27 protein-coding genes are annotated in these 25,787 nt (G+C 43.3%); 19 read left to right on the forward strand and 8 right to left on the reverse strand.

Annotated features, from left to right (window positions below):
* Positions 1–236: 236 nt before the first annotated feature.
* The 6 genes from NPE20_RS16390 (at position 237) to NPE20_RS16415 (ending at position 6,658) form a co-directional block, all read left to right on the forward strand.
* The gene (locus NPE20_RS16390) at positions 237–1,187 is read left to right on the forward strand and encodes a pentapeptide repeat-containing protein (protein WP_256539757.1); all 951 of its coding nucleotides are present in this window, start codon (positions 237–239) and stop codon (positions 1,185–1,187) included.
* A gap of 707 nt (positions 1,188–1,894) precedes the next feature.
* Entirely contained in the window at positions 1,895–2,761 is an 867-nt protein-coding gene (locus tag NPE20_RS16395; RefSeq protein ID WP_256539758.1) for an alpha/beta fold hydrolase, read from the forward strand.
* A 222-nt stretch (positions 2,762–2,983) separates the two neighbouring features.
* Positions 2,984–3,844, forward strand: a complete 861-nt coding sequence (locus NPE20_RS16400) for a chromate resistance protein ChrB domain-containing protein (protein ID WP_256539759.1) — start codon at positions 2,984–2,986, stop codon at positions 3,842–3,844.
* A gap of 62 nt (positions 3,845–3,906) precedes the next feature.
* Positions 3,907–4,896 carry a DUF1259 domain-containing protein gene (locus tag NPE20_RS16405; protein ID WP_256539760.1) on the forward strand — a complete coding sequence of 330 codons (990 nt, stop codon included), beginning with the start codon at positions 3,907–3,909 and terminating at the stop codon, positions 4,894–4,896.
* A gap of 75 nt (positions 4,897–4,971) precedes the next feature.
* Positions 4,972–6,153: a chromate transporter gene (locus NPE20_RS16410; RefSeq protein WP_256539761.1), complete on the forward strand. Its 1,182-nt coding sequence runs from the start codon at positions 4,972–4,974 to the stop codon at positions 6,151–6,153.
* A 1-nt stretch (position 6,154) separates the two neighbouring features.
* A complete protein-coding gene (locus NPE20_RS16415; RefSeq protein ID WP_256539762.1) occupies positions 6,155–6,658 on the forward strand; it encodes a hypothetical protein in 504 nt (167 codons plus the stop codon).
* A gap of 86 nt (positions 6,659–6,744) precedes the next feature.
* Here the strand turns inward: NPE20_RS16415 and NPE20_RS16420 are convergent, their stop codons facing one another.
* The 4 genes from NPE20_RS16420 to NPE20_RS16435 all read right to left on the reverse strand — a co-directional run bounded on the left by NPE20_RS16420 (position 6,745) and on the right by NPE20_RS16435 (position 9,128).
* The gene (locus NPE20_RS16420) at positions 6,745–7,794 is read right to left on the reverse strand and encodes a serine hydrolase domain-containing protein (protein ID WP_256539763.1); all 1,050 of its coding nucleotides are present in this window, start codon (positions 7,792–7,794) and stop codon (positions 6,745–6,747) included.
* 115 nt (positions 7,795–7,909) lie between these two features.
* On the reverse strand, positions 7,910–8,359 hold the full coding sequence (locus NPE20_RS16425) for an SRPBCC family protein (protein ID WP_256539764.1): 450 nt from the start codon (positions 8,357–8,359) through the stop codon (positions 7,910–7,912).
* Positions 8,360–8,371: 12 nt separating this feature from the next.
* Positions 8,372–8,695, reverse strand: coding sequence for an ArsR/SmtB family transcription factor (locus NPE20_RS16430; protein ID WP_256539765.1), 324 nt, complete (start codon positions 8,693–8,695; stop codon positions 8,372–8,374).
* Complete coding sequence (locus NPE20_RS16435) at positions 8,676–9,128, reverse strand: SRPBCC family protein (protein ID WP_256539766.1); 453 nt, start codon at positions 9,126–9,128, stop codon at positions 8,676–8,678. The genes NPE20_RS16430 and NPE20_RS16435 overlap by 20 nt, the downstream gene beginning before the upstream one ends.
* 183 nt (positions 9,129–9,311) lie before the next feature.
* On the opposite strand from NPE20_RS16435, the gene NPE20_RS16440 reads away from it, so the two are divergent.
* Together NPE20_RS16440 and NPE20_RS16445 are read left to right on the forward strand one after the other, a co-directional pair.
* Entirely contained in the window at positions 9,312–9,944 is a 633-nt protein-coding gene (locus NPE20_RS16440; RefSeq protein ID WP_256539767.1) for an HAD family hydrolase, read from the forward strand.
* A 19-nt stretch (positions 9,945–9,963) separates the two neighbouring features.
* The gene (locus tag NPE20_RS16445; protein WP_256539768.1) at positions 9,964–10,440 is read left to right on the forward strand and encodes a DinB family protein; all 477 of its coding nucleotides are present in this window, start codon (positions 9,964–9,966) and stop codon (positions 10,438–10,440) included.
* Positions 10,441–10,703: 263 nt separating this feature from the next.
* Here the strand turns inward: NPE20_RS16445 and NPE20_RS16450 are convergent, their stop codons facing one another.
* Positions 10,704–11,882, reverse strand: a complete 1,179-nt coding sequence (locus NPE20_RS16450; protein WP_256539769.1) for a proline dehydrogenase family protein — start codon at positions 11,880–11,882, stop codon at positions 10,704–10,706.
* Positions 11,883–12,028: 146 nt separating this feature from the next.
* On the opposite strand from NPE20_RS16450, the gene NPE20_RS16455 reads away from it, so the two are divergent.
* Genes NPE20_RS16455 through NPE20_RS16465 form a run of 3 tightly spaced genes read left to right on the forward strand, consistent with a single transcriptional unit; the run spans position 12,029 to position 14,193 of the window.
* The gene (locus NPE20_RS16455) at positions 12,029–12,235 is read left to right on the forward strand and encodes an RNA-binding S4 domain-containing protein (RefSeq protein ID WP_256539789.1); all 207 of its coding nucleotides are present in this window, start codon (positions 12,029–12,031) and stop codon (positions 12,233–12,235) included.
* Between the two features lies 1 nt (position 12,236).
* The gene (gene aroB / locus NPE20_RS16460) at positions 12,237–13,295 is read left to right on the forward strand and encodes a 3-dehydroquinate synthase (protein ID WP_256539770.1); all 1,059 of its coding nucleotides are present in this window, start codon (positions 12,237–12,239) and stop codon (positions 13,293–13,295) included.
* 4 nt (positions 13,296–13,299) lie between these two features.
* A complete protein-coding gene (locus NPE20_RS16465; RefSeq protein ID WP_256539771.1) occupies positions 13,300–14,193 on the forward strand; it encodes a sterol desaturase family protein in 894 nt (297 codons plus the stop codon).
* Here NPE20_RS16465 and NPE20_RS16470 read toward each other — a convergent pair.
* On the reverse strand, positions 14,190–14,522 hold the full coding sequence (locus NPE20_RS16470) for a hypothetical protein (RefSeq protein ID WP_256539772.1): 333 nt from the start codon (positions 14,520–14,522) through the stop codon (positions 14,190–14,192). The two genes, NPE20_RS16465 and NPE20_RS16470, sit on opposite strands and share 4 nt — an antisense overlap.
* 214 nt (positions 14,523–14,736) lie before the next feature.
* Between NPE20_RS16470 and NPE20_RS16475 the strand changes: the two genes are divergently transcribed.
* The 5 genes from NPE20_RS16475 to aroC all read left to right on the forward strand — a co-directional run bounded on the left by NPE20_RS16475 (position 14,737) and on the right by aroC (position 20,479).
* The gene (locus tag NPE20_RS16475) at positions 14,737–15,408 is read left to right on the forward strand and encodes a DUF6624 domain-containing protein (RefSeq protein ID WP_256539773.1); all 672 of its coding nucleotides are present in this window, start codon (positions 14,737–14,739) and stop codon (positions 15,406–15,408) included.
* Between the two features lie 256 nt (positions 15,409–15,664).
* Positions 15,665–16,570, forward strand: coding sequence for a prephenate dehydratase (locus tag NPE20_RS16480; protein ID WP_256539774.1), 906 nt, complete (start codon positions 15,665–15,667; stop codon positions 16,568–16,570).
* A gap of 137 nt (positions 16,571–16,707) precedes the next feature.
* On the forward strand, positions 16,708–17,832 hold the full coding sequence (locus NPE20_RS16485; RefSeq protein WP_256539775.1) for a chorismate mutase: 1,125 nt from the start codon (positions 16,708–16,710) through the stop codon (positions 17,830–17,832).
* Between the two features lie 103 nt (positions 17,833–17,935).
* Positions 17,936–19,237, forward strand: a complete 1,302-nt coding sequence (aroA, locus tag NPE20_RS16490) for a 3-phosphoshikimate 1-carboxyvinyltransferase (protein ID WP_256539776.1) — start codon at positions 17,936–17,938, stop codon at positions 19,235–19,237.
* Positions 19,238–19,387: 150 nt separating this feature from the next.
* Positions 19,388–20,479, forward strand: coding sequence for a chorismate synthase (aroC, locus tag NPE20_RS16495; protein ID WP_256539777.1), 1,092 nt, complete (start codon positions 19,388–19,390; stop codon positions 20,477–20,479).
* Between the two features lie 72 nt (positions 20,480–20,551).
* Here the strand turns inward: aroC and NPE20_RS16500 are convergent, their stop codons facing one another.
* Positions 20,552–21,262: a DNA alkylation repair protein gene (locus NPE20_RS16500; RefSeq protein ID WP_256539778.1), complete on the reverse strand. Its 711-nt coding sequence runs from the start codon at positions 21,260–21,262 to the stop codon at positions 20,552–20,554.
* Positions 21,263–21,366: 104 nt separating this feature from the next.
* Here NPE20_RS16500 and NPE20_RS16505 point away from each other — a divergent pair, with 104 nt between their 5' ends.
* Together NPE20_RS16505 and NPE20_RS16510 are read left to right on the forward strand one after the other, a co-directional pair.
* A complete protein-coding gene (locus NPE20_RS16505) occupies positions 21,367–22,617 on the forward strand; it encodes an MFS transporter (protein ID WP_256539779.1) in 1,251 nt (416 codons plus the stop codon).
* Between the two features lie 9 nt (positions 22,618–22,626).
* The gene (locus NPE20_RS16510) at positions 22,627–23,256 is read left to right on the forward strand and encodes an HAD family hydrolase (protein WP_256539780.1); all 630 of its coding nucleotides are present in this window, start codon (positions 22,627–22,629) and stop codon (positions 23,254–23,256) included.
* 108 nt (positions 23,257–23,364) lie between these two features.
* Here NPE20_RS16510 and NPE20_RS16515 read toward each other — a convergent pair whose 3' ends face one another.
* Positions 23,365–23,883, reverse strand: coding sequence for a DinB family protein (locus tag NPE20_RS16515; protein ID WP_256539781.1), 519 nt, complete (start codon positions 23,881–23,883; stop codon positions 23,365–23,367).
* A gap of 121 nt (positions 23,884–24,004) precedes the next feature.
* Here NPE20_RS16515 and NPE20_RS16520 point away from each other — a divergent pair, with 121 nt between their 5' ends.
* The gene (locus NPE20_RS16520; RefSeq protein WP_256539782.1) at positions 24,005–25,567 is read left to right on the forward strand and encodes a L,D-transpeptidase scaffold domain-containing protein; all 1,563 of its coding nucleotides are present in this window, start codon (positions 24,005–24,007) and stop codon (positions 25,565–25,567) included.
* Positions 25,568–25,787: the final 220 nt, after the last annotated feature.

The following is a 25,787-nucleotide window of genomic DNA, read 5'->3' on the forward strand; positions in this document are numbered from 1 at the left end:
TAGCAGCGCAAAGCCCGGACGAAGGAGGACTTGCAGCGGATAGCGGGGCTGCAGCACCCGATACACCACTGTCCGTTCGTTTTCAAAAATAGTACTCTCCAACCCTTTACTTATATTATAATTGTTAATAACAACTATAAGTAGCGTAAATACAACTATAAGTATTTGTGTTTTTTTGATTCTGAGAATGTACCCGTATACCTTTGCAGTGTCGAAAAAATAAATAAAGATAGTTTATGTTAAATACTAAAATGATAGGCAATAAAATTGCCGAAGCACGAAAGAAAAAAAATATTTCTCAAGCGCAACTTGCCGGGTTTCTATTTATCAGCCCGCAAGCAGTTGGAAAATGGGAACGTGGAGAATCAATGCCGGATATCACTACTTTTAACAGGCTTGCAGAAATTATGGGTGTTGACCTGAACTATTTTTCAGAAAACTTCCAATCTGCGGATGATGAAACAGCTGTTAAGGTACCCATTGATAATACCAGCGACAGTGAGCAAACGGCACAAGAGGTTTCTAACCTGTCCAGTACCCAGGAGCGCCAGGTACCGATAAACCTCACTGGGGTCGATCTGCAAGAGAGTGATTTCGCGGGCGTTATTTTGCACAACGGGAAATTTAAAGCGAGCCCGTTGTGCAAAGCCAACTTCGCCGACGCTGACCTGACCGGCAGCTGGTTTGAGGTCAGCGATGCGCGTGAAGCAAATTTTGATGGTGCAAACCTGACAGACTGCACCTTTTCCATCACCGATCTTGCGGATGCGAGCTTTCGCAAATCCATCCTTGTACGTACCGACTTTAACAAGTCGATGCTGGCGGGAACAAAATTTACAGATGTGAAACTGACTGACGTGAAGCTGACCATGACCGACCTTAGAAAAACAATATTTGAGAATTGTATTTTTAATGGGGTGGATTTCAAATATTCCGATCTGCGGGGAATGCATTTTGAAGGGCATACCTTCATCGGTGTTCAGTTTGACAAGTCTGCACTGAATGACGTTTCGTTTACAGGGGCTACACTCAGGAACGTATCATTCCGTCTACCTTTTTCTGTAACTAACAAATCTTACCGTGCCTTTAAAACCGTATGCTTTGACGGCGCGATAATGGATAAGCTGACCTATGCCGGGCTTAAAGGCCTATGGGTGGTCGATTTGTCAAAGGTCACCGTAATATAATAAGGAAAGTATATGCAAAACAACTCAATTCAAGTGAAGGGCCGCTCCCGCTGCCAATCACCGCCCACTCCCCCCTAAACCCGATAGCAGCGTAAAGCCCGGACGAAGGAGGACTTGCAGCGTATAGCGGGGCTGCAGCAACCGATATATCACTATCCGTTCGTTTTCAAAACAGTAAAGCACGCCCTAACCTCTTCAAATAGAAATCGCTTTTAACACCCACAAGGATGGCTCATAGGGTTTGAGTCCCTTCTTTCGCACACTTGGGTTCGAGCCCCATCATTTACCCTTTATGGGCAAAGTCTTTAAACAAGATTTTTACCCCATTTTTTTCCAGTAACTCGTTGTTTTCCAGATATATTAAATCGGTAGCTCTGTTGAGTTTTCCGGTTCGACATGCCCCCCTCTACATAGGTCATTTTTTCAGGGAATAGAATACCTACTAAGTATCTTTTCGCCTCAATACTGAATAATATCATATAGTTTGCCTGCTTCACAAAGTTTATTTACAGCCATTTGCGCGAGCTTTTTGATATCAGTATCTAATCTGAACAAAATGCAGCTTAATCTTGTTAAAAAAGAAGACTGATAACATGAGTTTTATTTAAATATTTCCCCTAATTAGTAAAGCAACGACTCTTTCGAATCCCAGGCTGAATCAGGGAGATGATTTATTTAATTAAAAACAGACCTAACGATAAAGTTGAATGAATAGAGATATTTACAATAAAACGATCACAGTTGACGGAGTCGATATTTTCTACCGTGAAGCCGGAGATAGAAAAAATCCGTCCTTGCTGCTGCTGCATGGGTTTCCGACCTCGTCCGTGATGTTTAAAAACTTAATGGTTGCACTTTCGGATAAGTTTCACCTTATTGCTCCCGATTACCCTGGCTTTGGTTTCAGTGCTTTCCCAGACAAGAATGACTTCGAATATTCTTTTAAAAATGTAGCGGCATGCATCAGCAGGTTCACTGAGGAAATAGATTTAAAATCATTCACCATTTACCTACATGATTATGGTTGCCCTATTGGGCTGAGAATATGTGTGAATCATCCCGCAAAGATAGAAGGCATCATTGTTCAAAACGGCAATGCCTATCTTGAAGGCATCGAGCCAGTGTGGGATGAAATAAGGGATTACTGGGAGTATCCTACCGAAGAAAAAAAGCAAAAGGTGTATGCTTTTTTAAGTAAAGAGGGTACAAAAGAGCAATATTATGCCGGATTACCTGAAGAACTTCTTATTCGCATCAGCCCTGAAACCTGGCTGCTGGACTGGGAGCGCATGAGTAGGCCCGGCAATCTTGAAATGCAGTTTGAGATGAACTGTACTTATAAAAGCAATATTGAAATGTTTCCTGCCTTTCAGGAATATTTCCGCACACACCAGCCTGCTGCTCTTGTTATATGGGGAAAGTATGATCCATATTACAGCGTAGAAGAGGCTCATTGTTACAAGAGAGATTTACCTAATGCCCATATCCATATTATAGATGGTTCTCATATGGTACTGGAATCAAATTTTGAAGAGGTGGTAGAGCTTATAAGCAGTTTTATGCCTTTAGCTTGATGGAATGTTGTCTTTTACCTGAAAAGAATATTCTGAAAATCACCGATTTTAATCAAATTTTCAATAAAACGGTTCGCATTATGCTCCGTTATCGACCCTAAGTGCCTCTCATTTCCACGAGACTAAAGGCACATGCGTAATAGCAGAAGCTTACCTCCTCCTCTTTTTTCTAACATCCTTAATAATTCTTATAAGACATTTGATCTGTTAACTTTGTTCCACATGAAATGGATCACCCGTGAAAAACCGAAGATCGACCGGATCGCCTGTCCCTGGCTGATCAAACGCTTCATTGACCCGGATGCGGAGATCATTTATGTGCCGTTTGCGCAGGTGCTGGATAAAGCGAAAGAACTGGGTGCTATCCCCTTTGACTTCCCGAATGTGGAATATTCGCACTATAACGACCAATGTACTTTTGATTACATCCTTAAAAAACATGGTTTAAAAGACCCGGCGCTGGAGCGTGTTGCAGCCATTGTTCGCGGCGCTGATACCGACCGGCATGATTTCGCACCGCAATCAGCCGGGCTGGAAGCTATCTTTTCGGGGCTGGCCTATAACAGCACAGATGATCAGGAATTGCTGGCCTTTGGTATGCGCATTTATGACGGCCTGTATAGTTGGGCGCAGCACTTGTATGATAAAAAGCACTCGCAGACCGGAACAGCGGAGCAAATGCTGCTGGATGTTTTTACCAGGTATTTGCAAAACAGTAAAGACAAAAAGGCACCGGCCTGGGCGCAGGAACTTAAAGAAATGATACAGGACCAGATAGATACCAATATGAGTTTAAGTTTGCAACAGGTATCCAACGAACTCGAAATTAACCCGGCGTATCTTTCGCGCGAGTTCTCCAAATATTTTGATAACCTGTCCTTTGGTGATTATATCCGTAAACTGCGCATAGAAAAAGCTATCAGCCTGATTGAAAACACGGAATATTCGTTGAACGAGATCGCTTACCTCACCGGCTTTTCGGACCAAAGCCATTTCAACCGCATCTTTAAAAAACAAACCGGACAAAACCCTTCCTTGTATAGAAAAAGCATTTTAAAAAGTAAAAAGGATACAAGTAGTTAAATCTGTACAAATTTATTGGTTTTTCAGGTGGTAATATTGTATCAGTGTAACTGACAATACCCATGGAAACCCGTAACAACCGAAGAAAATTCTTACAAACTACCGCGTTGGCCGGCACCGCTTTATTTTTACCTGTAAACAAGCTTCGGGCTTTGCCCTTGTCATCAGCCAAAACACCCGCGATCACTCCGGAAGAAATGGCCGCTATCGATGCTGCTTTAGGCAAAAAGGGTAGTTATAAAGAAGCCGAACAAGTTTATACCACGCCACTCCCCCGAAATGATTTGAAAATGAAGATCAAAGGCGAACCAGTACCAATCCCTTTTGGCTTCGGTGGTTGGGTATCGTTCAAGAAAACCACCGACGGCAGGTTGGCTATGGTGATGAGCGATACCGTATTACAGATGGAAGAAGTAAATCCTTTGATCTCGGCTGCTCATGCTAATGGCCTGGAGATTGCAGCCATTCATAACCACTTCTTTTACGAAGAGCCACGCATCTTTTATATGCACATTCACGGCATGGGCAATATCGCCGATCTGGCTAAAAAATATGCAGACACAATCCGAGACAGCAAACTGTTTCCAGCCAACCAGCCCGCACCGTTAGCACCACCAGCAACTACTGCGAAAGACCTGTTCGATATTCCTGCTTTAGATGCCATAGTTAAAGCGACCGGTACAGTAAACGGGCCGACCTATAAATACACCATCGGCCGGTCAGACCTAAAGATTATGGCCATGGGCGTTGAAATGACCACCAATATCGGGCTGAACACTTGGGCTTCCTTTGCAGGCAAAGCGGATGATGCCCATATCGCAGGTGATGTGGCTATGAAGCAAAGCGAGGTGAACACAGTGATCAAAACACTAAGAGCGCATAACCTGGAAGTTGTGGCTGTGCATAACCATATGCTGGGCGATGAGCCGCATATGATCTTCCTCCATTATTACGGACGCGGCAAAGCAACAGAACTGGCACAGGGTTTCAAAGCGGCGCTGGATGTATTAGGGAAGAAGCCTGAAAAATCAATGGGCGGCATGAAGATGTAAATTTTCGCTTTAATCAAATTCATTATCTTTTTCCGAACGGCTAAGTCAGCCGCTCAGGCACTTATTGCCAAAATCATGAAAGAACAACCTGTAAAAGCCATTCCAAAATATTCCCTATGGGACATTACAATCTATTTTCTGAAACTCGGTACATGGGGTTTTGGCGGGCCGGTGGCTTTAGTTGGCTATATGCAGCGCGACCTGGTAGAAGATAAAGCCTGGCTAACCGAAGAAGAATATAAAGAGGGATTAGCCTTAGCGCAATTGGCACCCGGGCCATTAGCCGCGCAATTGGGCATCTATATTGGTTTTGTAAATCACGGGCTTATCGGCGCCACACTAACGGGGTTGGCATTTGTGCTGCCATCCTTTATTATGGTGGTGCTTTTAGGCATGACCTACCAATTGTACGGTGGCCTCGCCTGGATGCAGGCGGTATTTTATGGAGTGGGTGCTGCAGTAATTGGTATAATAGCCATGAGCGCCTATAAACTCACCATCAAATCTATCAGCAAGTTTGAATTAGCTGCAATGAAATCGAAATGGTTGTTATGGCTGTTTTATGTAGCAGGTATAGTAGTTACCGTAATTACAGAGCGGGAAGAGATATTTTTATTTTTGGTTTGCGGTGTTTTATATATGGTGATAAAAGCACCACCGCAATGGCTCAAAAAGCCAGCGGTGTTGCCAGTTGGCATATTGGTAAGCACTGGGTTTTGGAAGTACGATGGTAAGACGTTGCAAGAGATCGGCTGGTTTTTTGCCAAGGCAGGTGCTTTTGTATTTGGCAGCGGTTTGGCTATTGTACCTTTCCTGCATGGCGGTGTAGTAAAAGAATTTGGCTGGCTGAACGAACACCAATTTATTGATGCCGTTGCAGTAGCCATGATCACTCCGGGGCCGGTGGTAATTACTGTTGGCTTTATTGGCTATTTGGTAGCAGGTTTTCCGGGTGCATGCGTAGCAGCACTGGCAACCTTTCTGCCTTGTTATGTTTTTACCGTGGCCTTAGCTCCCTCATTTAAAAAGATAGCAAAGAATACCAGCATCAAAGCCTTTGTGGATGGTATAACCGCAGCGGTTATTGGCGCTTTAGTAGGTTCGGTAATTGTTATTGGCTTACGGTCTGTTATTGATGCTCCAACCGCACTAATCGCCGGTGCTGCTGTATTAGCCCTTATCTATATCAAAAAACTACAGGAGCCTTACATCATTGGAATAGCCGCCATAATCGGTGTCCTTATCAAAACCCTTTAATATGCCCAAACCCTTTACCATCACCATTTTATTAATAGTTATTTTTAAAACCGGCTTTGCGCAGCAATCCGCTACATATCCAAAGGTAACAGGTTATTTTAGTATCCTGCAGCCATTGGTTACTTACACGAATGGCAACTTTACGAGTAATTTCGGGAATGTCTATGTAGTTGGCTTTCCTTTTGGCCTCAACCTTTTAAAAAGCGATAGCTTTGGGATCAGCTTTGAAATAGCCCCCGCTATCCGCACCGAAAAGAACATTTCAAAAGTGAGTACAGTATTGTTCCATCCCGGCGCCATGTTCCGCTTTAAACATGACTTTACCTTTATTGGGCGTATGGCTTTTGAAACCAGCGGCCGCTTTGGCGTAACGCCGGTATTTAACCAGGTTATTAAAAAGGGAAAAGATGCCAGCTTCTTTGTTTCGATTCCATTTCCGGTGAGGTTTGGCAATGATCAGCCGGCCTCTGTCAGTACGGGTTTACAATTAGGCGTTTCATTTTAAACCAGTTAAACCCGATAGCGGCGCAAAGCCAGGACGAAGGAGAAAACTGATAGTATAAGAGATGGATGCGTAGTAACAGAGGCTTTTTAATTTTCTAACTCTTTGACGTGTAGGGCTTCCATTATAACGCTTCTTATTAAATTAAATCCATTATTGCCGTTTGTAAATAAAATAATACCGCGTTTTGATTTTGGCAACAGGATAACCAATGTTTTTACACCATCGTCTGAACCACTATGCATGATCAGATATTCTCCGTTTTCCAAAGGTGTCATCACTTCCCAGCCAAGGCCCATATTTTCTTTGGGGCGCCCCTCCATTTTCACCTGTGGTGTTACCATTTGCGCGAAAAGCCCCGGCGATAATACTTGTTGTTTTAGCACTATCATAGAAAACTTAGCATAGTCATCAATGGTTGTTACCAGCCAATCGGCAGAAACCACGCTGGTATTTTTTTTCATCGGGATCAAGGATCCATCTTTACCATGCGGGTCAGCGAAACGTGTGCTATCCATTTTATCACTCCAGCCATAGTGCGTATTTTTCATACGCAACGGCCGAAACAATACCGAATCGGCCAGTTGCTGCAGGCTGCGATGGAACTTCGCTTCAACCGCGCGCCGCAAATATTCAAAACCCTCACCAGAGTAGCCATATTTGGTTCCTGGCGTAAACTGAAAAGCGAGTTTATTTGCAGGATTTTGCGAACGCCAATTAGGGAAGCCGGTCTGATGACTAAGCACTATCCGGGTAGTCAGTTTTTGGTAGCGTGGGTCATCCTTTATGTCCGGGTCTATCCAATACTTATCTAAGGGTTCGTCCAGGTTCCATTGCCCGGCGTCAATTAGTTTTAAAACAGTGAGCGCCGTTACCGGTTTGGTTAGCGAAGCCACATTAAATAAGGTGTTAGATTGGGCTGTACTACCGTTACTGAGTCTGCCGAAAAGCTTCACCTGTTTAATTTGGCCATTTTCTAAAATGCAGGCGGCCACAATTGGCACTTTGTTCTTTACCATCAATACCGGGATGCTATCAAGGCAACTTGAAGAAACTTTTACAACACCTTGCCCCCACGACCGGATGTTTATTAATACCATAACGAAAAGCAACAATATGACCAGCCTCAAGTTTTTCATATAATAATGATTATACCACTAAGACAGTTAACAGAGCAAATTCGTTACAGTTGACTTAGCTAACACCGGCGTATCGTCCCGGATTCGCCGCTGGCACACGTGCGCCCGTTTTCACTTATTCTACTTTAGGGTTCGGCTGGCCTTTACCTGTAGTGATAAGATTTTGCAAACTACCCTGAATATAGCCGGTCCAGGCATCAGAGCAAATATTATAACATTCAAAGGCCGAAACCAGGCCCCTTTGCATGAAATGGAGTTGCGTTTTCCCATCCTTTTCGGCTATGTCAAATTCTATTGTTGTACCAGCCCACTCCGTTTGGTCTTGCGCGAAACTGAAGTAGTTATCCAGGCAAAGCCAAACAACTTTTTTGTTGGGTATAACCTCTGTTAATTTCATAGTACACTTGTGGACGTCCCAGCGCTGGTAGGTAAACTCATCGTTTAGTTGTGCTGTGCCACCGTCAATTCTTTCGGACCACCAACCGCGAACATTAGTGACGGCATTAAATACTTCATTCGGCGATTGATCTACCGAAAACGTGGTGTTAAAATCTGATGTTGTCATTTTGTTGATTTTTTAGTTTGGTAATTTGTTATTTAATAAGGTTTCTAACTTCTTCAGTTTGGATGTCCAGAACTCATCAAAGCAAGAGATCCAGGCCTGCAGTTCTTCAAAGCCATCCTTTTTCAGCGTGCAATACCGCTCGCGGCCAATGTCCTGGATAGAAATAAAGCCCGCGGTGTACAAGATCTTGATATGCTTGGATACCGCGGGGCGGCTCATATCAAAATTCTCTGCCAGGCTGTTGATAGTCAAGCTATCCTCCGAGAGTAGCATCAGCATCTTTCGCCTGCTGGGGTCGCCTATCACCTGGAATGCATCAAGCGTTGGTATGCTCATCTTGTTCAGCGTTTAAAAGTTTATTGATATTTTGGAGTTTCTCCACCCAGCCGTGCAGCAAGCCATCGTAAAAGTTCAGGTTTTCTTTTTTCTCGAAACCACTGTGCTCTAAGAATACCTGGGTGCCTTTATCCTTTGGTTCCAGTTTCCATTCCACTACCGAATCGAGCGTGATCTTACCCTCGCCCGGGCCACTCTTCCACGAATAGGAAAGCTTTTTAAAGGGGACAACCGCCAATACCTTGCAGTAAAAGATGCCGTCGAAATCCAGACTGGGTATCGGGCCTGTCCTGAATTGAAAGTCGAGGCCAACGATAGGCTGAAAATCGTTTTTCATAAGCCATTGCGCCATCAGTTCAGATTTTGTGAGGTATTCCCAAACCGCTTCTGGCGGGTGAGAGAAGAAAAATTGATGTTTTATAACTTTTTTCATAATGGGTAACTTTTAAGTTACCCAAATGTATAGGTAACTTTTGAGTTACGCAAATATTTCTGAAAATAAATGATAATACGTACTTACCTGTTCGCATCTTTACTCTTTCATTAAGAAATCACTTTAGAAAAATTATCCAGCTTTTCTGTTTCCATTGCATTTTCCCATATTTACCAAAACAATATGGAAAACATCAAAAACATCATTTTCGATTACGGCAACGTAATATTCAGTATCGATTTCAGGAAAGCGCAGGAAGCTTTTAAGGAGCTGGGAATAGGTAACCCCGATGAGTTTTTTGGCCACCGCCAGCAGGACCAAATCTTTGATGAATTTGACCGCGGCGAAATAACATCCGATGAGTTCAGGGCCTATGTAAGGCAGAAAATTGGCAACGATGCAGTTACCGATCAGCAGATAACCGATGCATGGAACAGCCTTTTACTGGGCATAGCACCCGGCAACCACGAGTTGTTGTTGAAGTTTAAAGATAAATACCGCACATTTTTGTTGAGCAACATTAACGACATCCACTACACCTATATCATGAATTATCTGAAAACCGACTTTGGTTTTGATGGTAACGAGCATCTTTTCGAGAAAACTTACTACTCGCATTTAGTTGGCAAGCGCAAGCCTCAGATAGATTTTTTTGAACAGGTATTGGCCGAAAACAACTTAAAACCCGAAGAAACCTTGTTTATTGACGATAGTCCGCAGCATTTAGAGGCCGCTAAAACATTAGGTATACACACTTTTTTAATGACCGCCCCCGATACACTGGCCGCCTTTGCCGAGCGCGAACATTTGGTTTGATTATTGCCTTATAGCCAATATGTATACAGCCCTATTGCATCAATACCAATTAGTAATGTCATCCCGCGAAGCGGTATTTAATTATCTGGACACCCTAAAGCCCGAAGACCTCCTGAAACCGGTAGCATCGTTCAATAACGAAAGTATTGGCAGCTTAATGATACACAGCGCAGATACCTATACATCCTGGCTGGTAAACTTTGCAAGGCAGGAAAGCCGCCCGTTTTATACTGCGGATAACTACAAAGATCTGGCATCAATTCGCGCTACGTTTGAGCAGATCAACCTGATAGTGAACGATTTTCTGAATCACTTTAAAGACGTGCTGGATGCGCCCCTAACCCTACCAAAAAAAGAAGGCATGGAATTAACGCTTAGTCCGATGCAGCTTTTTACCCACGTTATTACACACGAGTTTCATCACAAAGGGCAAATCATGAACATGAGCCGGCAGTTGGGTTATACCCCGGTTGATACGGATGTGATACGATTTTAGATTTTATATTATGGGCGTTCCCTGCGGTCGGGCTTTTTGCTCATACTGCACAGGCATTAGCCAAAGGCCGGTATCCGCGCCAATCCCTAACGCAATTCTACCCTTTGTCATGCTGAACGTATGTGAAGCATCTATTCGCCGACATGCAATTTTGATATGCAAAGTTCGCTAATAGATCCTTCGCTACCGCTCAGGATGACAAATGAGAAAAAGATTCATTAACCCCTCCCTACCCCCCCGTGGGGAGGGAATTAAAAGAAAAATTAGCTATTCCTTCTTTTTTTCTCTTTAACTATCAAACTTAACTCGCGGCTCATTTGGCCGGCAATGGCAGTATTTTCTTGAGCGCGCCTAAACAAGTATGGCAATACCGCTTTAATAGGCCCGTAAGGCACGTATTTGGCAACATTGTAATTAGCGTTGGCCAGATTAAAGCTCAGGTTATCGCTCATGCCCAAAAGCTGCGAGAAAAACACATGCGGATTTTTATGGTCTATTTTTTTCTCGTTCAGCAGGTCGGCAAGCAGGCGGCAGCTGTCTTCGTTATGGGTACCGGCAACAAAAGCAATGCTGGCTACGTTATCAGCACAATAAATAAGGGCGTCGTTATAATCACGGTCGGTTGATGCTTTATCGGGCTGTATAGGCGATGGATAATCCTTTTCTTCGGCACGTTTACGCTCCTTTTCCATGTAAGCACCACGAACAATTTTAGCCCCTAAAATAAATCCTTCACTCTCGGCTATGGTATGATCGGTTACTAACGATGCCAGCTTATCGTGGCGGTACAACTGATAAGTATTGTACACAATGGCTTTTTCTTTGTTAAAAAAGCGCATCATGTTTAGGGCAAGGTCATCAATTGTTTTCTGGATCCAGCTTTCTTCGGCATCAATCATTACCGGTACACCTTCAGAGTGCGCCATTTCGCAAATAGCCAATACCCTATCCTGTACGGTCTGCCATTCCAGCTGCTCATCAACGTTTAGTTTTATTCCTTCGTCAATTCTTTCTAAAAGCCCAAAACGGCCAACACCTGTTACCTTAAATACAGTAAGCGGGATGGCTTTATCTTTGGATGCACGGATCACCGTACGGATGATCTCGTCGCGGGTATTATCAAAAACTGTTTCATCATCTTCCCCCTCAATCGAATAATCGAGGATGGTACCTACCTTGCCATCAGCCAGGTTTTTAATGGTTTGGTTACACTCTGTAATGGTTTCGCCGCCACAAAAATGTTTAAATATGGTGGCTTTTATCAGCCCCTTTATGGGTAGGCCTATCTTAATAGCAAAGTTGGTTATGGGTGGGCCTATCTTCACCAGGAAGTTCACATTTATAACTCTAAACAGCCAGTAAGCACGGTTAAGGTCGGTATTTGATGAATGACGGAAGGCGATCTCGGTATTTTCGAAGGATAATTTATCGTTTGGACTCATTTGTTTTTTAGTTCATGGATCATAGTTCATAGTACTTTTCATGTTTGCTATGAGCAATGAACTAATAACTATCAACCCCTTAAAGTATTGTGCAAAATTATAAAATGATAACTCATTATTCCATGAATAGTTTAATTTTGCCACACATGATAGAATTTAAGGTAGAAGGCGACTATATCCCAATGATACAATTACTTAAAGCGGCCGGTTTAGTGCAAACCGGTGGCGAAGCGCAGATAGTGGTTGAACACGGCGAAGTAATATATAATGGAGAGGTTGATTACCGCAAGCGCCTTAAGGTAAAACAAGGCGATATTGTTGAATTCAGAGGTCAGCAGATCAAGGTTATATAACATGCAAACTATTCAAAGCGACAGTTACCCCATATTTTTTGATGATAGTATTACCCAACTGGTAAACTTTGTTAAACAAGGCAATTATTCAAGGGTTTTTATCCTTACCGATGAAAATACCGGCGTGCATTGCCTGCCCATTTTAAAGGAGCAGATGGATGCGTTGGACAATTTCGATATCATCGAAGTAAACGCCGGCGAGGAAAGCAAGACCATTGATTTTTGCATCGGCATATGGAAAATGCTGATCGATTTTGGCGCCGACCGCAAAGCCCTGATGATAAACCTGGGTGGCGGTGTTATTACCGATATGGGCGGTTTTGTAGCTTCTACCTATAAACGCGGCATCGATTTTGTACAGGTGCCTACTACCCTGTTATCGCAGGTTGATGCCTCGGTTGGTGGCAAAACCGGTGTTGATGTGGATGGTATTAAAAACATCATCGGCACATTTACACAGCCTAAAGCCGTGTTCATGAACGGCGATTTCCTTCAAACACTACCTGCCCGCCAAATCCTTTCCGGCCTTGCCGAAATGCTTAAGCATGGTTTAATCGTTGACGCCCCCTACTGGGACCAGTTAAAAACAAGCGACCTTAGTTTGCCATCGATAGAATTGGTACACCGTTCGGTAGAAATAAAAAACGAGGTAGTTATTGAAGATCCGCACGAAAAAGGCATCCGCAAGGCGCTGAATTTTGGCCATACCGTTGGGCATGCTGTAGAAACCTATTCGCTGATGAATGATAAAGACCCATTATCGCATGGCGAGGCTATTGCCATTGGCATGATCTGCGAGGCCTGGTTATCCAACAAAAAAATTGGCTTGCCTGATAACCAACTGACCGAAATAGCTGAAGTGTTAAATGGCTTATACCCTAAATATAAGATTAAAGAAAGCACCTTCCCAACCCTGCTGGAGCATATGCTAAAGGATAAGAAGAACCAAAACGGCAAAATAAATTGCACTTTGCTGAAATATATAGGCCAATATAGTATTGATAATATCTGCACAGAAACCGAACTTTGTGATAGTTTAAGATATTACGCTACCCTTTAAAAAAATGCCTCCTTTAGACGCCCGTAAAGAAGCTGTAGTAATACTGGTAGGCTTGCTTGTGCTGCTTACCCTTGCCGAGATGTGGTTTAGCTACCGCGAAAATCGCCATTACTACGAAAAACGCGACACCCTTACCAACATCTATTTAACCTCGCTTGCCTTTTTCTTTAATTTGGCTGTTAACGGCAGCACGTTTTTCATTCTCAGCTTCGCGTATCGCTTCCGTTTCTTTGAGATAAGTAATGTGGTGTTATACTGGTTTGTACTGGTTGTAGTACAGGATTTATTGTATTGGGTGCTGCATTATACCGGGCATTACTGCCGCTTGTTTTGGGCCATGCATGTAACGCATCATTCATCAGAGCATTTTAACTTTAGTACCGGGTTCCGTTCAACCGTATTTGAACCTTTATACCGCACCTTTTTTTATTTGCCGCTTGCCTTATTTGGTTTTAACGCGATAGATATTTTATACGCCTACCTGGTAACCCAGCTATACGGCAACCTCGTACATACCCAATACCGCATCCCGCTGCCAAAATGGTATGGGATGATATTTGTAACACCTGCACATCACCGGGTACACCATGCATCCAACATCCCTTACCTGGATAAAAACATGGGCATGGTTTTAATACTGTGGGACAGGCTTTTCGGCACCTTTCATGACGAAGACCCTGCCGAACCTGTTAAATACGGCCTCACCCATCAGCCAGAAAACATGGGACCGGTAAACGTACTCTTCCACGAATGGAAGGCTCTACTGCACGATGTTAAGCACGCGCCCGGCATCAGCAATAAATTAAAATACCTGTTTAACCCACCCGGCTGGAGCCATGATGGCAGTACAAAAACGGCAAGAGTATTGCAGAGGGAGTATAAGCAGAACGTAAATTAGGTCTCAGCCTTAACAGCTTTAATTATATAATACATCCCAATTACAAAACCAATCGGGACAAATACTATTAGCATTTTTATTAATAGTTCATTTTCAACGTAAGGTAAATTACCAACCAGGCTAAATACTATTATCACTGATATAATATAAGTAACTACTAATATCCCTTTAGTTACCTTGGGCAACTTAACAAACATCATTGCTATTAGTATTAAAATAGTCGCAATTGCAGGTATCAAAACAATATAAATGACTTCAGCACCATGTGCAAAGGTTGATAATGGCAATGCCACAAGTACACTTAACAAAGCTTTTTTCAGATTATTCATCAAACTAATGTAATTGATTTATTTTAAACAAAGTCAACAGCCTAGTTTACCCAATAAAATTCTTGTGCATAGAGCCGTCCGTTCAAGTATAGATGCCACGCCCATTCAAGTGTGGATACTTGAACATGCTATTAAACCGATTCTTATTTTAACATTCTGTAATATTTCTATTGTCATAATGTAATTAAGCATGTTATAACTAAATTGCCTTACTATGAAAACCAAACTATCTTTGCTGTTAATTGTCCTCTCATTCGCCGGTATGGCACAGGCACAGAAGAAAACTTATAACCAGTCCCTGGCCGATAGCCTTACCAAATTGGTAGCGGTTGACCAGATAGCGGCTTACATCCCAACAGGCGAATACAAAAAACTAAGCCACGAACAGTGGGACCGCTTTAAAGACAGCGTTTTTACCAACCACCAAAAAATATTGGAAAATGTATTTAAAAAGTACGGTTACCCAGGGTTTGACCTTGTTGGACAAAAAGGATCGAACCATTTTTGGCTGATGGTACAGCATTGCGATAAATGGCCCGCATTTCAGCAGCAAATATTGGATGCCATGAGGCCCGAGGTGCTTAAGAAAAATGCCGACGCTAAAAACTTTGCATACCTTACCGACCGTGTAAACATCAATACCGGCAAAAAGCAAATTTACGGCACACAAATGACCTATAACACTAAACTTTGCCAGGCCATACCCCGCCCGCTGGCAGATAGTGCTAATGTAAACAAGCGCCGTTATGAAGTTGGATTGGAAGCCATTGAAGAGTACCAAAACAGCATGTCGCAAATGCATTTTGAGATGAACAAGGCGGGTTATGAAAAACAAGGAATAACAAAACCAAAACTGGTAGCCATACCCGCCAAACCCACAACATAGGTTTAATGCCATTTTCACCCAATAAAATTCTGTTCGACTTAAATATTTTACAAAAAATAAAATTATCTATTGATAAAATGATTTTTACTTGTACATTTACGCCAGCAAAGAAAAAATGAAATTACAAGCTACATATTTTTATGGTTACTACTTTTACTTTACCAGTAAGAGCCGGGACTGATATGTACTAAACAAACATACAAAACACTGAAAAGTCCCGGCCCTAAAAGCCGGGATTTTTTGCTTTATATACATTATGAAAACCGAGAAACCAAGAGTTGCCATACAAGGGATCCGTGCCTCCTTCCACGAGGAAGCCGCGTTCAAATTTTTTGGCGAAAACATAGATACCATTGAGTGTAACTCTTTTAAACGCACATTTGAGGCTTTGCAAAACGATGAGGCCGATTATGTGGTAATGGCTATTGAAAACAGCATTGCGGGCAGCATATTGCCAAACTACACGCTGATGATGAACTACAGCTTCCCGGTGGTGGGCGAGGTTTATGTACCTATCCAATTGCACCTGATGGCTTTGCCGGGCGTTAGGTTCGAGAATATTAAATATGTAACCTCTCACCCTATCGCTATCCGCCAGTGTATTGATTTTTTTGACGAGTACCCGCACCTGCAAATTGTAGAAAGCAATGATACTGCTGCCTGTGCAAAACGTATCCGCGATGAGCAACTGACCGACACTGTTGCTATAGCCAATACTTTAGCTGCGCAGCTTTACGGACTGGATGTTTTAGAGCGCCGCATCGAATCGAACAAGCTGAATTTCACCCGCTTTTTGATCCTTACCACACATGAAAATGCTAAAAAGAAGGGTACACCTAATAAAGCCTCCTTGTGTTTCCAGGTAAGTAACCAGGTGGGCGCATTGGCCAAGGTATTAAACATTTTCGCGCAGGAAAATGTGAACATGAGCAAAATACAAAGTATGCCGGTTTTAGGCAAGCGTAACGAATACAACTTTTATGTAGATATAGAGTGGGAAGAATCAAAACAGTATGATGCCTCCATTCGCCAAATACTAAAGTACACACACAATTTTAACATACTGGGCGAATACCAGCGATTTGAAGCAGACACAACGCCAAAACCGCTGAAACCCGAAAGAACAAGAAGATACATCAATGTTAAAAAGCTGAACGAATGATTGTAGTCGGATGTCCGATAGTCGGAAAGTCCGAAAAGAAATAAAGGAAATATAATATTAAACGAATACATAATTAAATTTAAACAACATCTTTCGGAAGGCGGACATACCTGCTTCCGGACTAATAAAAAAACGATATGAAACTTAATTTAAACATACAGCCCCTTGAATCCTGGATAAAAACGGGCAAAGAACCTCTTTTAATTGCCGGTCCATGCAGTGCAGAAACCGAAGACCAACTGGTAGCCACAGCTCATTTATTGGCAAAAACAGGTCGCGTTAGCGCCTTGCGTGCAGGTATCTGGAAACCACGTACCCGCCCCGGAGAGTTTGAAGGCATTGGCAGCATTGGTTTGGAGTGGTTAAAACGCGCCAAAGAAGAAACCAGCTTGCCTACCGCTGTTGAGGTAGCTACCGCTAAACACGTAGAAGAAGCTTTAAAAGCTGGTGTGGACATCCTTTGGGTTGGTGCGCGTTCAACCGCCAACCCTTTCACCGTACAGGAAATTGCTGATGCTCTTAAAGGTGTTGATATCCCGGTTATGGTTAAAAACCCGGTTAACCCTGATCTTACTTTATGGATCGGCGCTTTAGAGCGTATCAATAACGCAGGTATCACTAAACTGGCGGCTATTCACCGCGGCTTTTCATCATACGAAAAATCAGCTTTCCGTAACGAACCAATGTGGGATTTGGCTATCAGCCTGAAAACACTGGCTCCGGAACTGCCTATCATTAACGATCCAAGCCACATTACAGGTAACCGCGACCTGATCCCTTACATCGCCCAAAAAGCGCTTGATATGGATATGCAGGGATTGATGATAGAATCGCACATTGACCCTTCTATTGCCTGGACAGATGCTAAACAACAGGTTACCCCTGCTGCTTTAGTGGAGCTTATTGACAATTTAACTTTACGCAAACCAGAAGTTAGAAATGTAGAAGTAAATGATAAACTGCACGAACTGCGTAACCAGATCGATAAAATAGATGACCTGGTGATCCAAAAGATAGCCGAGCGTATGCAGATAGTTGAGAAGATAGGTAATTACAAAAAAGATAACAACATTACCATTTTACAGGTTAGCCGTTGGGATGAGATCTTGCACAAACGTACCAGCTACGCAAAAGCGTTAAAATTAAGCACAGAATTTACCGAGAAATTATTGGAGCTAATGCACAGCGAATCTATCCGTAAACAAACTGAGATAATGAACGCCGGCCAGGAAGTTCCTGCCGAAAAATTAACACACGCTTAAAAAGCCTCTCTCCAGCCCCTCTCCAAAGGAGAGGGGCGTCAGGAATTTTAATTTTTAAAGTCTCCCCTATCGGGGGAGATTTAGAGGGGGCTTAACTATTATCATGGCAAAACATAACATCATACTTACCAAAAAAGGCAAAACGGTAAACGGTACGGTACAACTCACCGGTTCAAAAAGTGAGTGTAACCGTGCCCTGGTTATCGAGGCGCTTAGCGGCGGTAAGGTAAAAGTTGAAAATATTTCTGACGCGGCAGATACGGTGACACTGGCGGGGATCTTGAGAGAGAGCGAGGAGATTGGAGCGGAGAGCGTTAACGGGTTACACGAAAGCCCGCACCTCGCCACCCACACCCCGCATCTAGTTAACATCGGCCCTGCGGGCACAGCTATGCGTTTTTTAACGGCGTACTATGCCATTGGCGATCAGGAAGTAGTACTAACAGGCAGTGAGAGGATGAAGCAAAGGCCAATAGGGATATTGGTTGATGCGTTGCGCAGTTTGGGTGCCCATATCAGTTACGAAGAAAATGAGGGGTATCCCCCCGTTAAACTTAAAGGCAGTTTTGAGCAGCAAACTCGTAAGATCAGCATTAAAGGTAATATAAGCAGTCAGTACATTACTGCGTTGTTACTTATAGCCGCTCGGCTGCCTTTAGGTTTAGAACTGCATATTGAGGGTGAATTAACTTCGCGCCCTTATGTAGAGATGACCCTAACCATGCTTAAACAGGCTGGTATCCAGCACAACTGGCAGGATAATGTTATTGCTATAGAGCACCAGGAATACGCCCAAACATCGCTGCATATTGAACCGGATTGGAGCGCTGCATCTTACTGGTACGCCATTGCTGCTTTAAGTGACGAAGCCGGGCTTTTCCTGCCGGGATTAACATCTTATAGCCTGCAGGGCGATAGCGTTATAACTGAGCTTATGGCTAACTTTGGTATCACGTCGCAGTTTAAAGATGGCGGCGTACTTTTAACAAAAGAGCCAAAGCCAATTTTCCGCAAGATCTTCGATTTGAAGGAATGCCCGGATCTGGCCCAAACCATTATTGTAGTATGCGCAGCTTTAGGGCACGATGCAAGCTTTACCGGACTGGAAACTTTAAAAATTAAAGAAACCGACCGTATATTAGCCCTGCAAACCGAACTGGCAAAAATTGGCGTTAAGCTGATTGAAAAAGGACTGGTTTACAAACTGGATTGCAGCGAAAAGCAAATTCCGCAGCGTATGTTTGTAAGTACATACGATGATCACCGTATGGCAATGGCGTTTGCGCCACTGGCAACAATGATACCCGAACTGGAAATTGAAGATGCCGACGTGGTTGAAAAATCATACCCGGCGTTTTGGAAAGATTTACAGAAGGTAGGTTTTGAAGTCACCCAGGTAAAATAATAAAGCGTCATTGCGAGGTACGAAGCAATCTCCCGATAGGTAGGTTGCCCACATAGAACCCCCAATGCAAAGTTCAGAGATTGCTTCGTACCTCGCAATGACGCGCGGAATGGAGCAATCTAAAATCTAAAATCGTACATCTAAAATCCCATGGCAGGTAATTCATTTGGTCAATTATTCAGGATAACAACATTCGGCGAATCGCATGGCGAGGCTATAGGCGTAATTATAGACGGCTGCCCTGCCGGGCTTGATGTTGATTTGGATTATATACAAGGCGAGCTGGATAAACGCAAACCGGGCCAGTCGAAAATTACCACTCAGCGTAAAGAGAGCGATATTGTTAAGATCCTTTCGGGTACGTTTGAGGGTAAAACCACGGGCACCCCTATCGCTATGATCATCCCTAACGAAGATCAGCGCTCAAAAGATTATGGCCACAATGTAGATGTATTCCGCCCATCGCATGCCGATTATACCTACGCAACAAAATATGGCATCCGCGATCATCGTGGCGGCGGTCGTTCATCAGCCCGCGAAACAGCAGCACGGGTAGCTGCGGGCGCCTTAGCCAAACTTTTATTGAAGACCCAAGGCATAGAGATACTGGCCCACGTAAGCAGCGTAGGCACCATTAACGCGCCAAATGTTTTTATTGAAAGTGCTGAAGAGTTTTTAGAAATACGCGAACAAAACATAGTGCGCTGTGCCGATCCTGCCACTGCCGAAGAAATGATAGAGTTTATCGACAGCATCCGCAAGCAGGGAGATACCGTTGGTGGCAAAGTAAGTTGTTATATTAAAGACTGCCCTGTTGGCCTTGGTGACCCGGTATTTGATAAACTTCATGCAGATCTGGGTAAAGCGATGTTGAGCATTAACGCTGTGCATGGCTTTGAATTTGGTTCGGGCTTTAGCGGCAGCGAAATGCGCGGATCAGAGCATAACGATATCTTCATCAAAAACACCGACGGCAGCATTGGCACCCGCACCAATTTTTCGGGCGGGATACAGGGTGGTATCAGCAATGGTATGCCTATTGAGTTTAAGGTAGCCTTTAAACCGGTTGCCACCATTATGCACAACCAGCAAACTATTGATGGCGAAGGTAACGCCGCCGAAATATCCGGCAAAGGCCGCCACGACCCATGTGTAGTCCCTCGTGCGGTGCCTATTGTAGAAGCCATGGCCGCCCTTGTACTGGCCGATCACTGGCTGAGAAACAGAAATTCAAAGCTGTAGAGCACAGGATAGATCCTCCCTTTTATATCTACTGAAATAATGGGAGCGCAAAAAAATTGCGCTTCCATTATTTCAGCATTTAACCTCTTTCTTTTTAGGCGCAATGCCGCCACGTTTGTCCCATACCTTTTTAATGTATTCGGTTGCTACGGGTACTTTACATGATGTGCCGTTTTTATCAACCGTTACTACGCCAATTTTATTTGCTGTAGCCACGGCATTGTCGGCCAGGGCAGATACATATGATCCAACCGAAATAACAAAGTTATTCATATGATAACACACCCTATCGGCAGATAAGCGGATGTTTTGCTCAACTCTTTCTAATAAGGCGCGCAGTTTTTCCATATCCAGTTCGGTATCCGGTTTCAGGGCAACAATGTTGCTCAACGCCGCCCAACCGCTTGCGGCAATATGTTCTGTCGGGCTATCTATCCATTCCAGGGCTAATTCAAAACCATGAGGGTTGCCTGCAGTCACCCATGGAACGGTATATTCACTAATATTGTTAGAAACCGCCTGCTGTGCCCATGTTTGCAGATCGGCCCTGGTCATGTTCTCATCATCAGCTATCAGGCCAGCAAGGTACATAGCATCGGCATTACCCGTAGCAAACAGGTCTTTTGCCAGCTGATAATCCTTTTTAACCTTTTTTTGTATAGGTTTTAAATACTCTATCTTAACGCCAAAAAACGGTTCTTTAACCCCATGTTTCGATAATATTTTTTTTATGCTCTCGCTGCCCTTTGCCTGCAGCTCGGTCATAATTTCGGTAACAGTCATGGTGCATGTTTTAAGTAATAAATTTAAGATAATTTTCACATTTTGTATCTACACGAAAAAGCAAACACTATTTTTGGCTTTATTAATCTAACCATCCCTAAATCGTGTCAATAATCCACCTATACAAAAAAGCATACAGCGGTTTATCGCCCAATAGCTGGTACCTCAGCGTGGTGATGCTCATCAATCGCAGTGGTACTATGGTGGTACCGTTCCTCAGCATTTACTGCATAAATCAGTTACATTTTAGTGTGGTACAGGCGGGTTATATAATGGCACTGTTTGGCATAGGCTCTATTTTTGGCGCGTTTACGGGCGGTAAGCTTACCGATAAGATTGGCTTTTACGACCTGCAGGTAATTACACTTTTAAGCGGTGGGATCCTGTTTGTTGTACTGGGTTACCAGCGCACTTTTTTAACACTTGGCATCGGCACGTTTATACTAAGTTTTTGTAACGAAGCGTTCCGCCCGGCAAACTCTACGGCTATCGCGCACTACAGCTCGCCCGAAAACAAGACCCGCTCTTATTCACTAAACCGTTTGGCGGTTAATTTGGGCTGGGCATTTGGCGGCGGTTTGGGGGGATATTTAGCATCCATCAATTATCATTTATTGTTTTGGGTTGATGGTTGCACCAATATATTGGCCGCCCTGATGCTACTCAAGCTAATGCCAAGGGATGCTATCAAAAAGTCCGAAGTTAAACCTGCGAAGACTGGTCCGGTTGCATCGGCATATAGGGATAAGACCTACCTGTGGTTTATATTTCTATCTACCATTTTCGGTTTGTGCTTCTTCCAGTTCTTTATTATGGAACCTGTGTTTTATAAACTTAACTGGCATATTGGCGAGCGTTTGATTGGCTTCCTGCTGGCATTGAATGGGTTGCTTATTGTAGCCATCGAGATGGTACTGATCAATTACCTGGAAGGTAAAAGGCATGCCCTAACCTATATTGTTTGGGGAGTGCTGATAACAGGCTTCGGCTTTGTGCTGCTCAATATTTTACCGGCAGGTATAGCAACCGCTATATTGGTAGTAGTACTGGTAACCCTTGGCGAGATCATGAGCATGCCATTTATGAACTCCTTTTGGATTGCGCGTACAAACAATTATAACCGTGGCGAATACGCGGCCCTGTACACCATGTCGTGGTCGGCAGCACAGATCCTGGCTCCGGCAATGGGTAGTCAGGTTATTTATTATGGCGGTTTTAGATCGTTATGGTGGCTGCTTGGTGTACTATCCGTGTTAACAGCGGGCGGCTATTATTTGCTGTATCATAACAACAAAACCGCCATTGAAACTGTTCCTGCCGAAGAGATTGCTGGCTTGCCCGAACAATTACCCTAAATTGCATCTATGAAACGTGTTTTAATTTTAGACCTCGATAATACCATTTACCCCGTTAGCTCTATTGCCGATCATTTATTTGGCAAATTATTTAAGCTGATAGATGAGAACCTTGGCGAAGAAGACAGACGGGCCGCTACCAAAGCCAAAGATGAGCTTACCCGCCGCCCCTATCAGCATGTAGCAGATGAATTTGGCTTTAGCGACGAATTGAAAAAACAGGGCATGGAAATGCTGCGTAACATCAGGTTTGAGGAACCGATGTTCGCTTACGAGGAATATAATTTACTGCGTCAGATACCTATTGACAAGTTTTTGGTGACCACCGGCTTTACTAAACTGCAAATGAGCAAGGTAGAAATGCTGAATATTGGCGCTGATTTCAAAAAGGTTTATGTGGTAGATCCTGAGCAATCTAACCAAACTAAAAAGGCCGTATTCCAGAAAATAATGCAGGAAAACAATTACAAAACTGAAGAGGTGCTGGTAATTGGCGACGATCCAAAATCTGAGATCAAAGCAGCGATGGAGTTAGGTATCGATACGTTTTTATTCGACCCCTTAGATAAATACACCAATGAAGGCGTTACTTATCATGCGAAAGATTATAGGGATGTGGCAGGAATCGTGAATAAGTAACCCCAGTCGTCATCCTGAACTTGTTTCAGGATCTCTTAGGACAAGTAGCCCGCCCTATCGTTCACCGTGCGTGTGGGATGCCGAAATAAATTCGGCATGACGGATTTATTATCCCCCTTCCCTCAAAACCCCAACCGTTACAATCAATTGCCCTAAATGCCGCATGGTATGCTCGGCACTATGCGTGTAAAGGCCAATTACGGTTGATGGCAACTGCGCCCGGCCTACACCCCTAAAATCAGTTAGGGTAGCTTCATTTGTTTCGCTTAACTGTTTCAGGGATACATCAACCTGTACATTAAAGGCATTAACTAATTCTGTAACGGTGTATGTTTTAGTAGTCGGTTTGCCTTCGGCAGATAAATAACTAAGTTGCTGCTCGGTCAAAGCCTCGCCATGTGCATAAGTAAAAAGCCTGTTTAGCACACCTGTTAAATGCTGTAAATGAAATCCCGGTGAGGCCATTTCGGCAACTTTTTCCCAAAGCAATTCATCCGGAAAACCGCTCATTAAGTCGTTCAGTTCTTCGCGTGCCTGCAATAATGCATGCGCGATAGGTTGTAACAGAGCGGGGGTATCAATTAAGGGGCCGCGCAGCCATACTTCAGGAAGTTTATCATTCGCCATAATCAAATATAAATTATTGCCCCGTGTTACGTATCAGGCTAAAGTAAATCGTAAAATAAATGTTTACACGCTTTTATGGTATAGGTATTGTATATAAGCAGATAACTATTAGAATATTTACATGATACTATCAAATATTAAAAAGAAATCGGCCCTGCCGATGCTATTCACCCTGTTTTGTATACTCGCCCTAACTATCCAAAGCTGTAAGAAAAAAATTCGCTCAGATATGGGTGATGAACTCTACAAGAAAACGCAAAACAAAGTTTTTAAAGATGCCACGCCCGAGGGCCTTGCCGAAGTGTTTAAACAGGTACTTGTTGCTAATAAAGGTAAACTGGCTAATCCCAATTTGATAACTTCTTTTTACGTGCAAAATGATTATGACCCCGTTTTTGTGATGGATCACATTTTTAACGGCGACGTAGATATCATATCTAATTATTTTGAGAAGGCAGGTCAGCATGGCCTCGACCCTAAAATGTTTAAAGCCGACCAGATCAAACAGCTGGTTGCCAAGTTTAAAGATAAAAGAGGCATCAAGAATTTAGATGAAGCCTACCACGATATTGCAGAGTTAGAAATATTGATGGCCAATTCCCTTATAAACTATTCAAGCGCGCTGGAGTATGGTATGGTTAGTCCGCGTAAAATATACTCGCGTTACTTTACTGCAACCAAACGCCCGGATAGCACGTCGATGTTAAAAACGCTTCGTGCACAAAACCTTAAAGCTTACCTGGATAGCATACAACCAAAAGACCCGCAATACCTTATGTTGCAAAAAGCGCTAATGGGTGGCGGCACAGCAAAGGGTATGACTAAAGAAGAAACCACCCGCTACCTGGTGGTTAACATGGAGCGCTTAAGATGGAAAAATAAGCCTAAAGAGCCTAAATACGTAATTGTAAACATTCCTGATTATCGTTTGGATGTAATGGAAAATGGCCATTCTATCCTGAATATGAAAGTTGTTGTTGGCGAAGGCCGTAATATGGACAATGCCAACACTTTAATTGAGTACGATGAAAGTGATAAAAAAGACCGGCCGTTCAGTCGCGAAACACCACAGCTAAACAGCATGATACATAGTGTACAGGTAAACCCGGAATGGAACATTCCGAAAAGTATTGCCAGTAAAGAGATAATGGTTGAAGCCGCGCAAGATCCTTACTATCTATCAAATAAGGGTATTGACGTATATGAGAATGGCAAAATAGTGGAAGACCCGGAAACCATTGATTGGGGAAGTGTATCTAAAGATCAATTTGAATTTAAACAACGCCCTGGCAACGATAACTCGTTAGGCAAAATTAAGTTCCTGTTTAATAACAACAGCAGCGTTTACCTGCACGATACCCCTGCAAAAAGTGGTTTTAGCCAAACCATGCGGGCGTTAAGTCATGGTTGTGTTCGCCTCGGCGACCCGCAGGCATTAGCTAAGGTTATATTTGGCGATGGCCCAACTTACGATAAAATTGTGAAAGCCATGAGCGAGGATAACCCCGAACCCACTACCATAGCAGTACCTAAAAAAATGCCGGTTTATATTACCTACGTAACCTGTTGGGCAGATAGCAATGGCACACTGCAATACCGCCCGGATGTTTACGGTTTAGATATTGTATTATACGGCCACCTGCAAAAGTTTTTGGCTAATAAGGATCAGATAGCAGCTTTGTAGTGAGTGGTGAATAGATAATGTGAGTGGTTGCTTACAAAGCGACAATACAAAAAGGCCGCCGACAAATATATGTCGGCGGCCTTTTTTATAATTAGTTTGTAGCGTCCTAAAATAAGTTGACACAAAAAGTGTTAACAGATGAAAGAACAAGAAGTTAAGGTTTACCAAAGGAAGACCCAAAAAGATTACAGTTTAGCGTTCAAACTGGAGATTGTGGACG

Origin of the sequence: Mucilaginibacter aquariorum, assembly GCF_024498135.1 — a bacterium.
Lineage (GTDB): Bacteria > Bacteroidota > Bacteroidia > Sphingobacteriales > Sphingobacteriaceae > Mucilaginibacter > Mucilaginibacter aquariorum.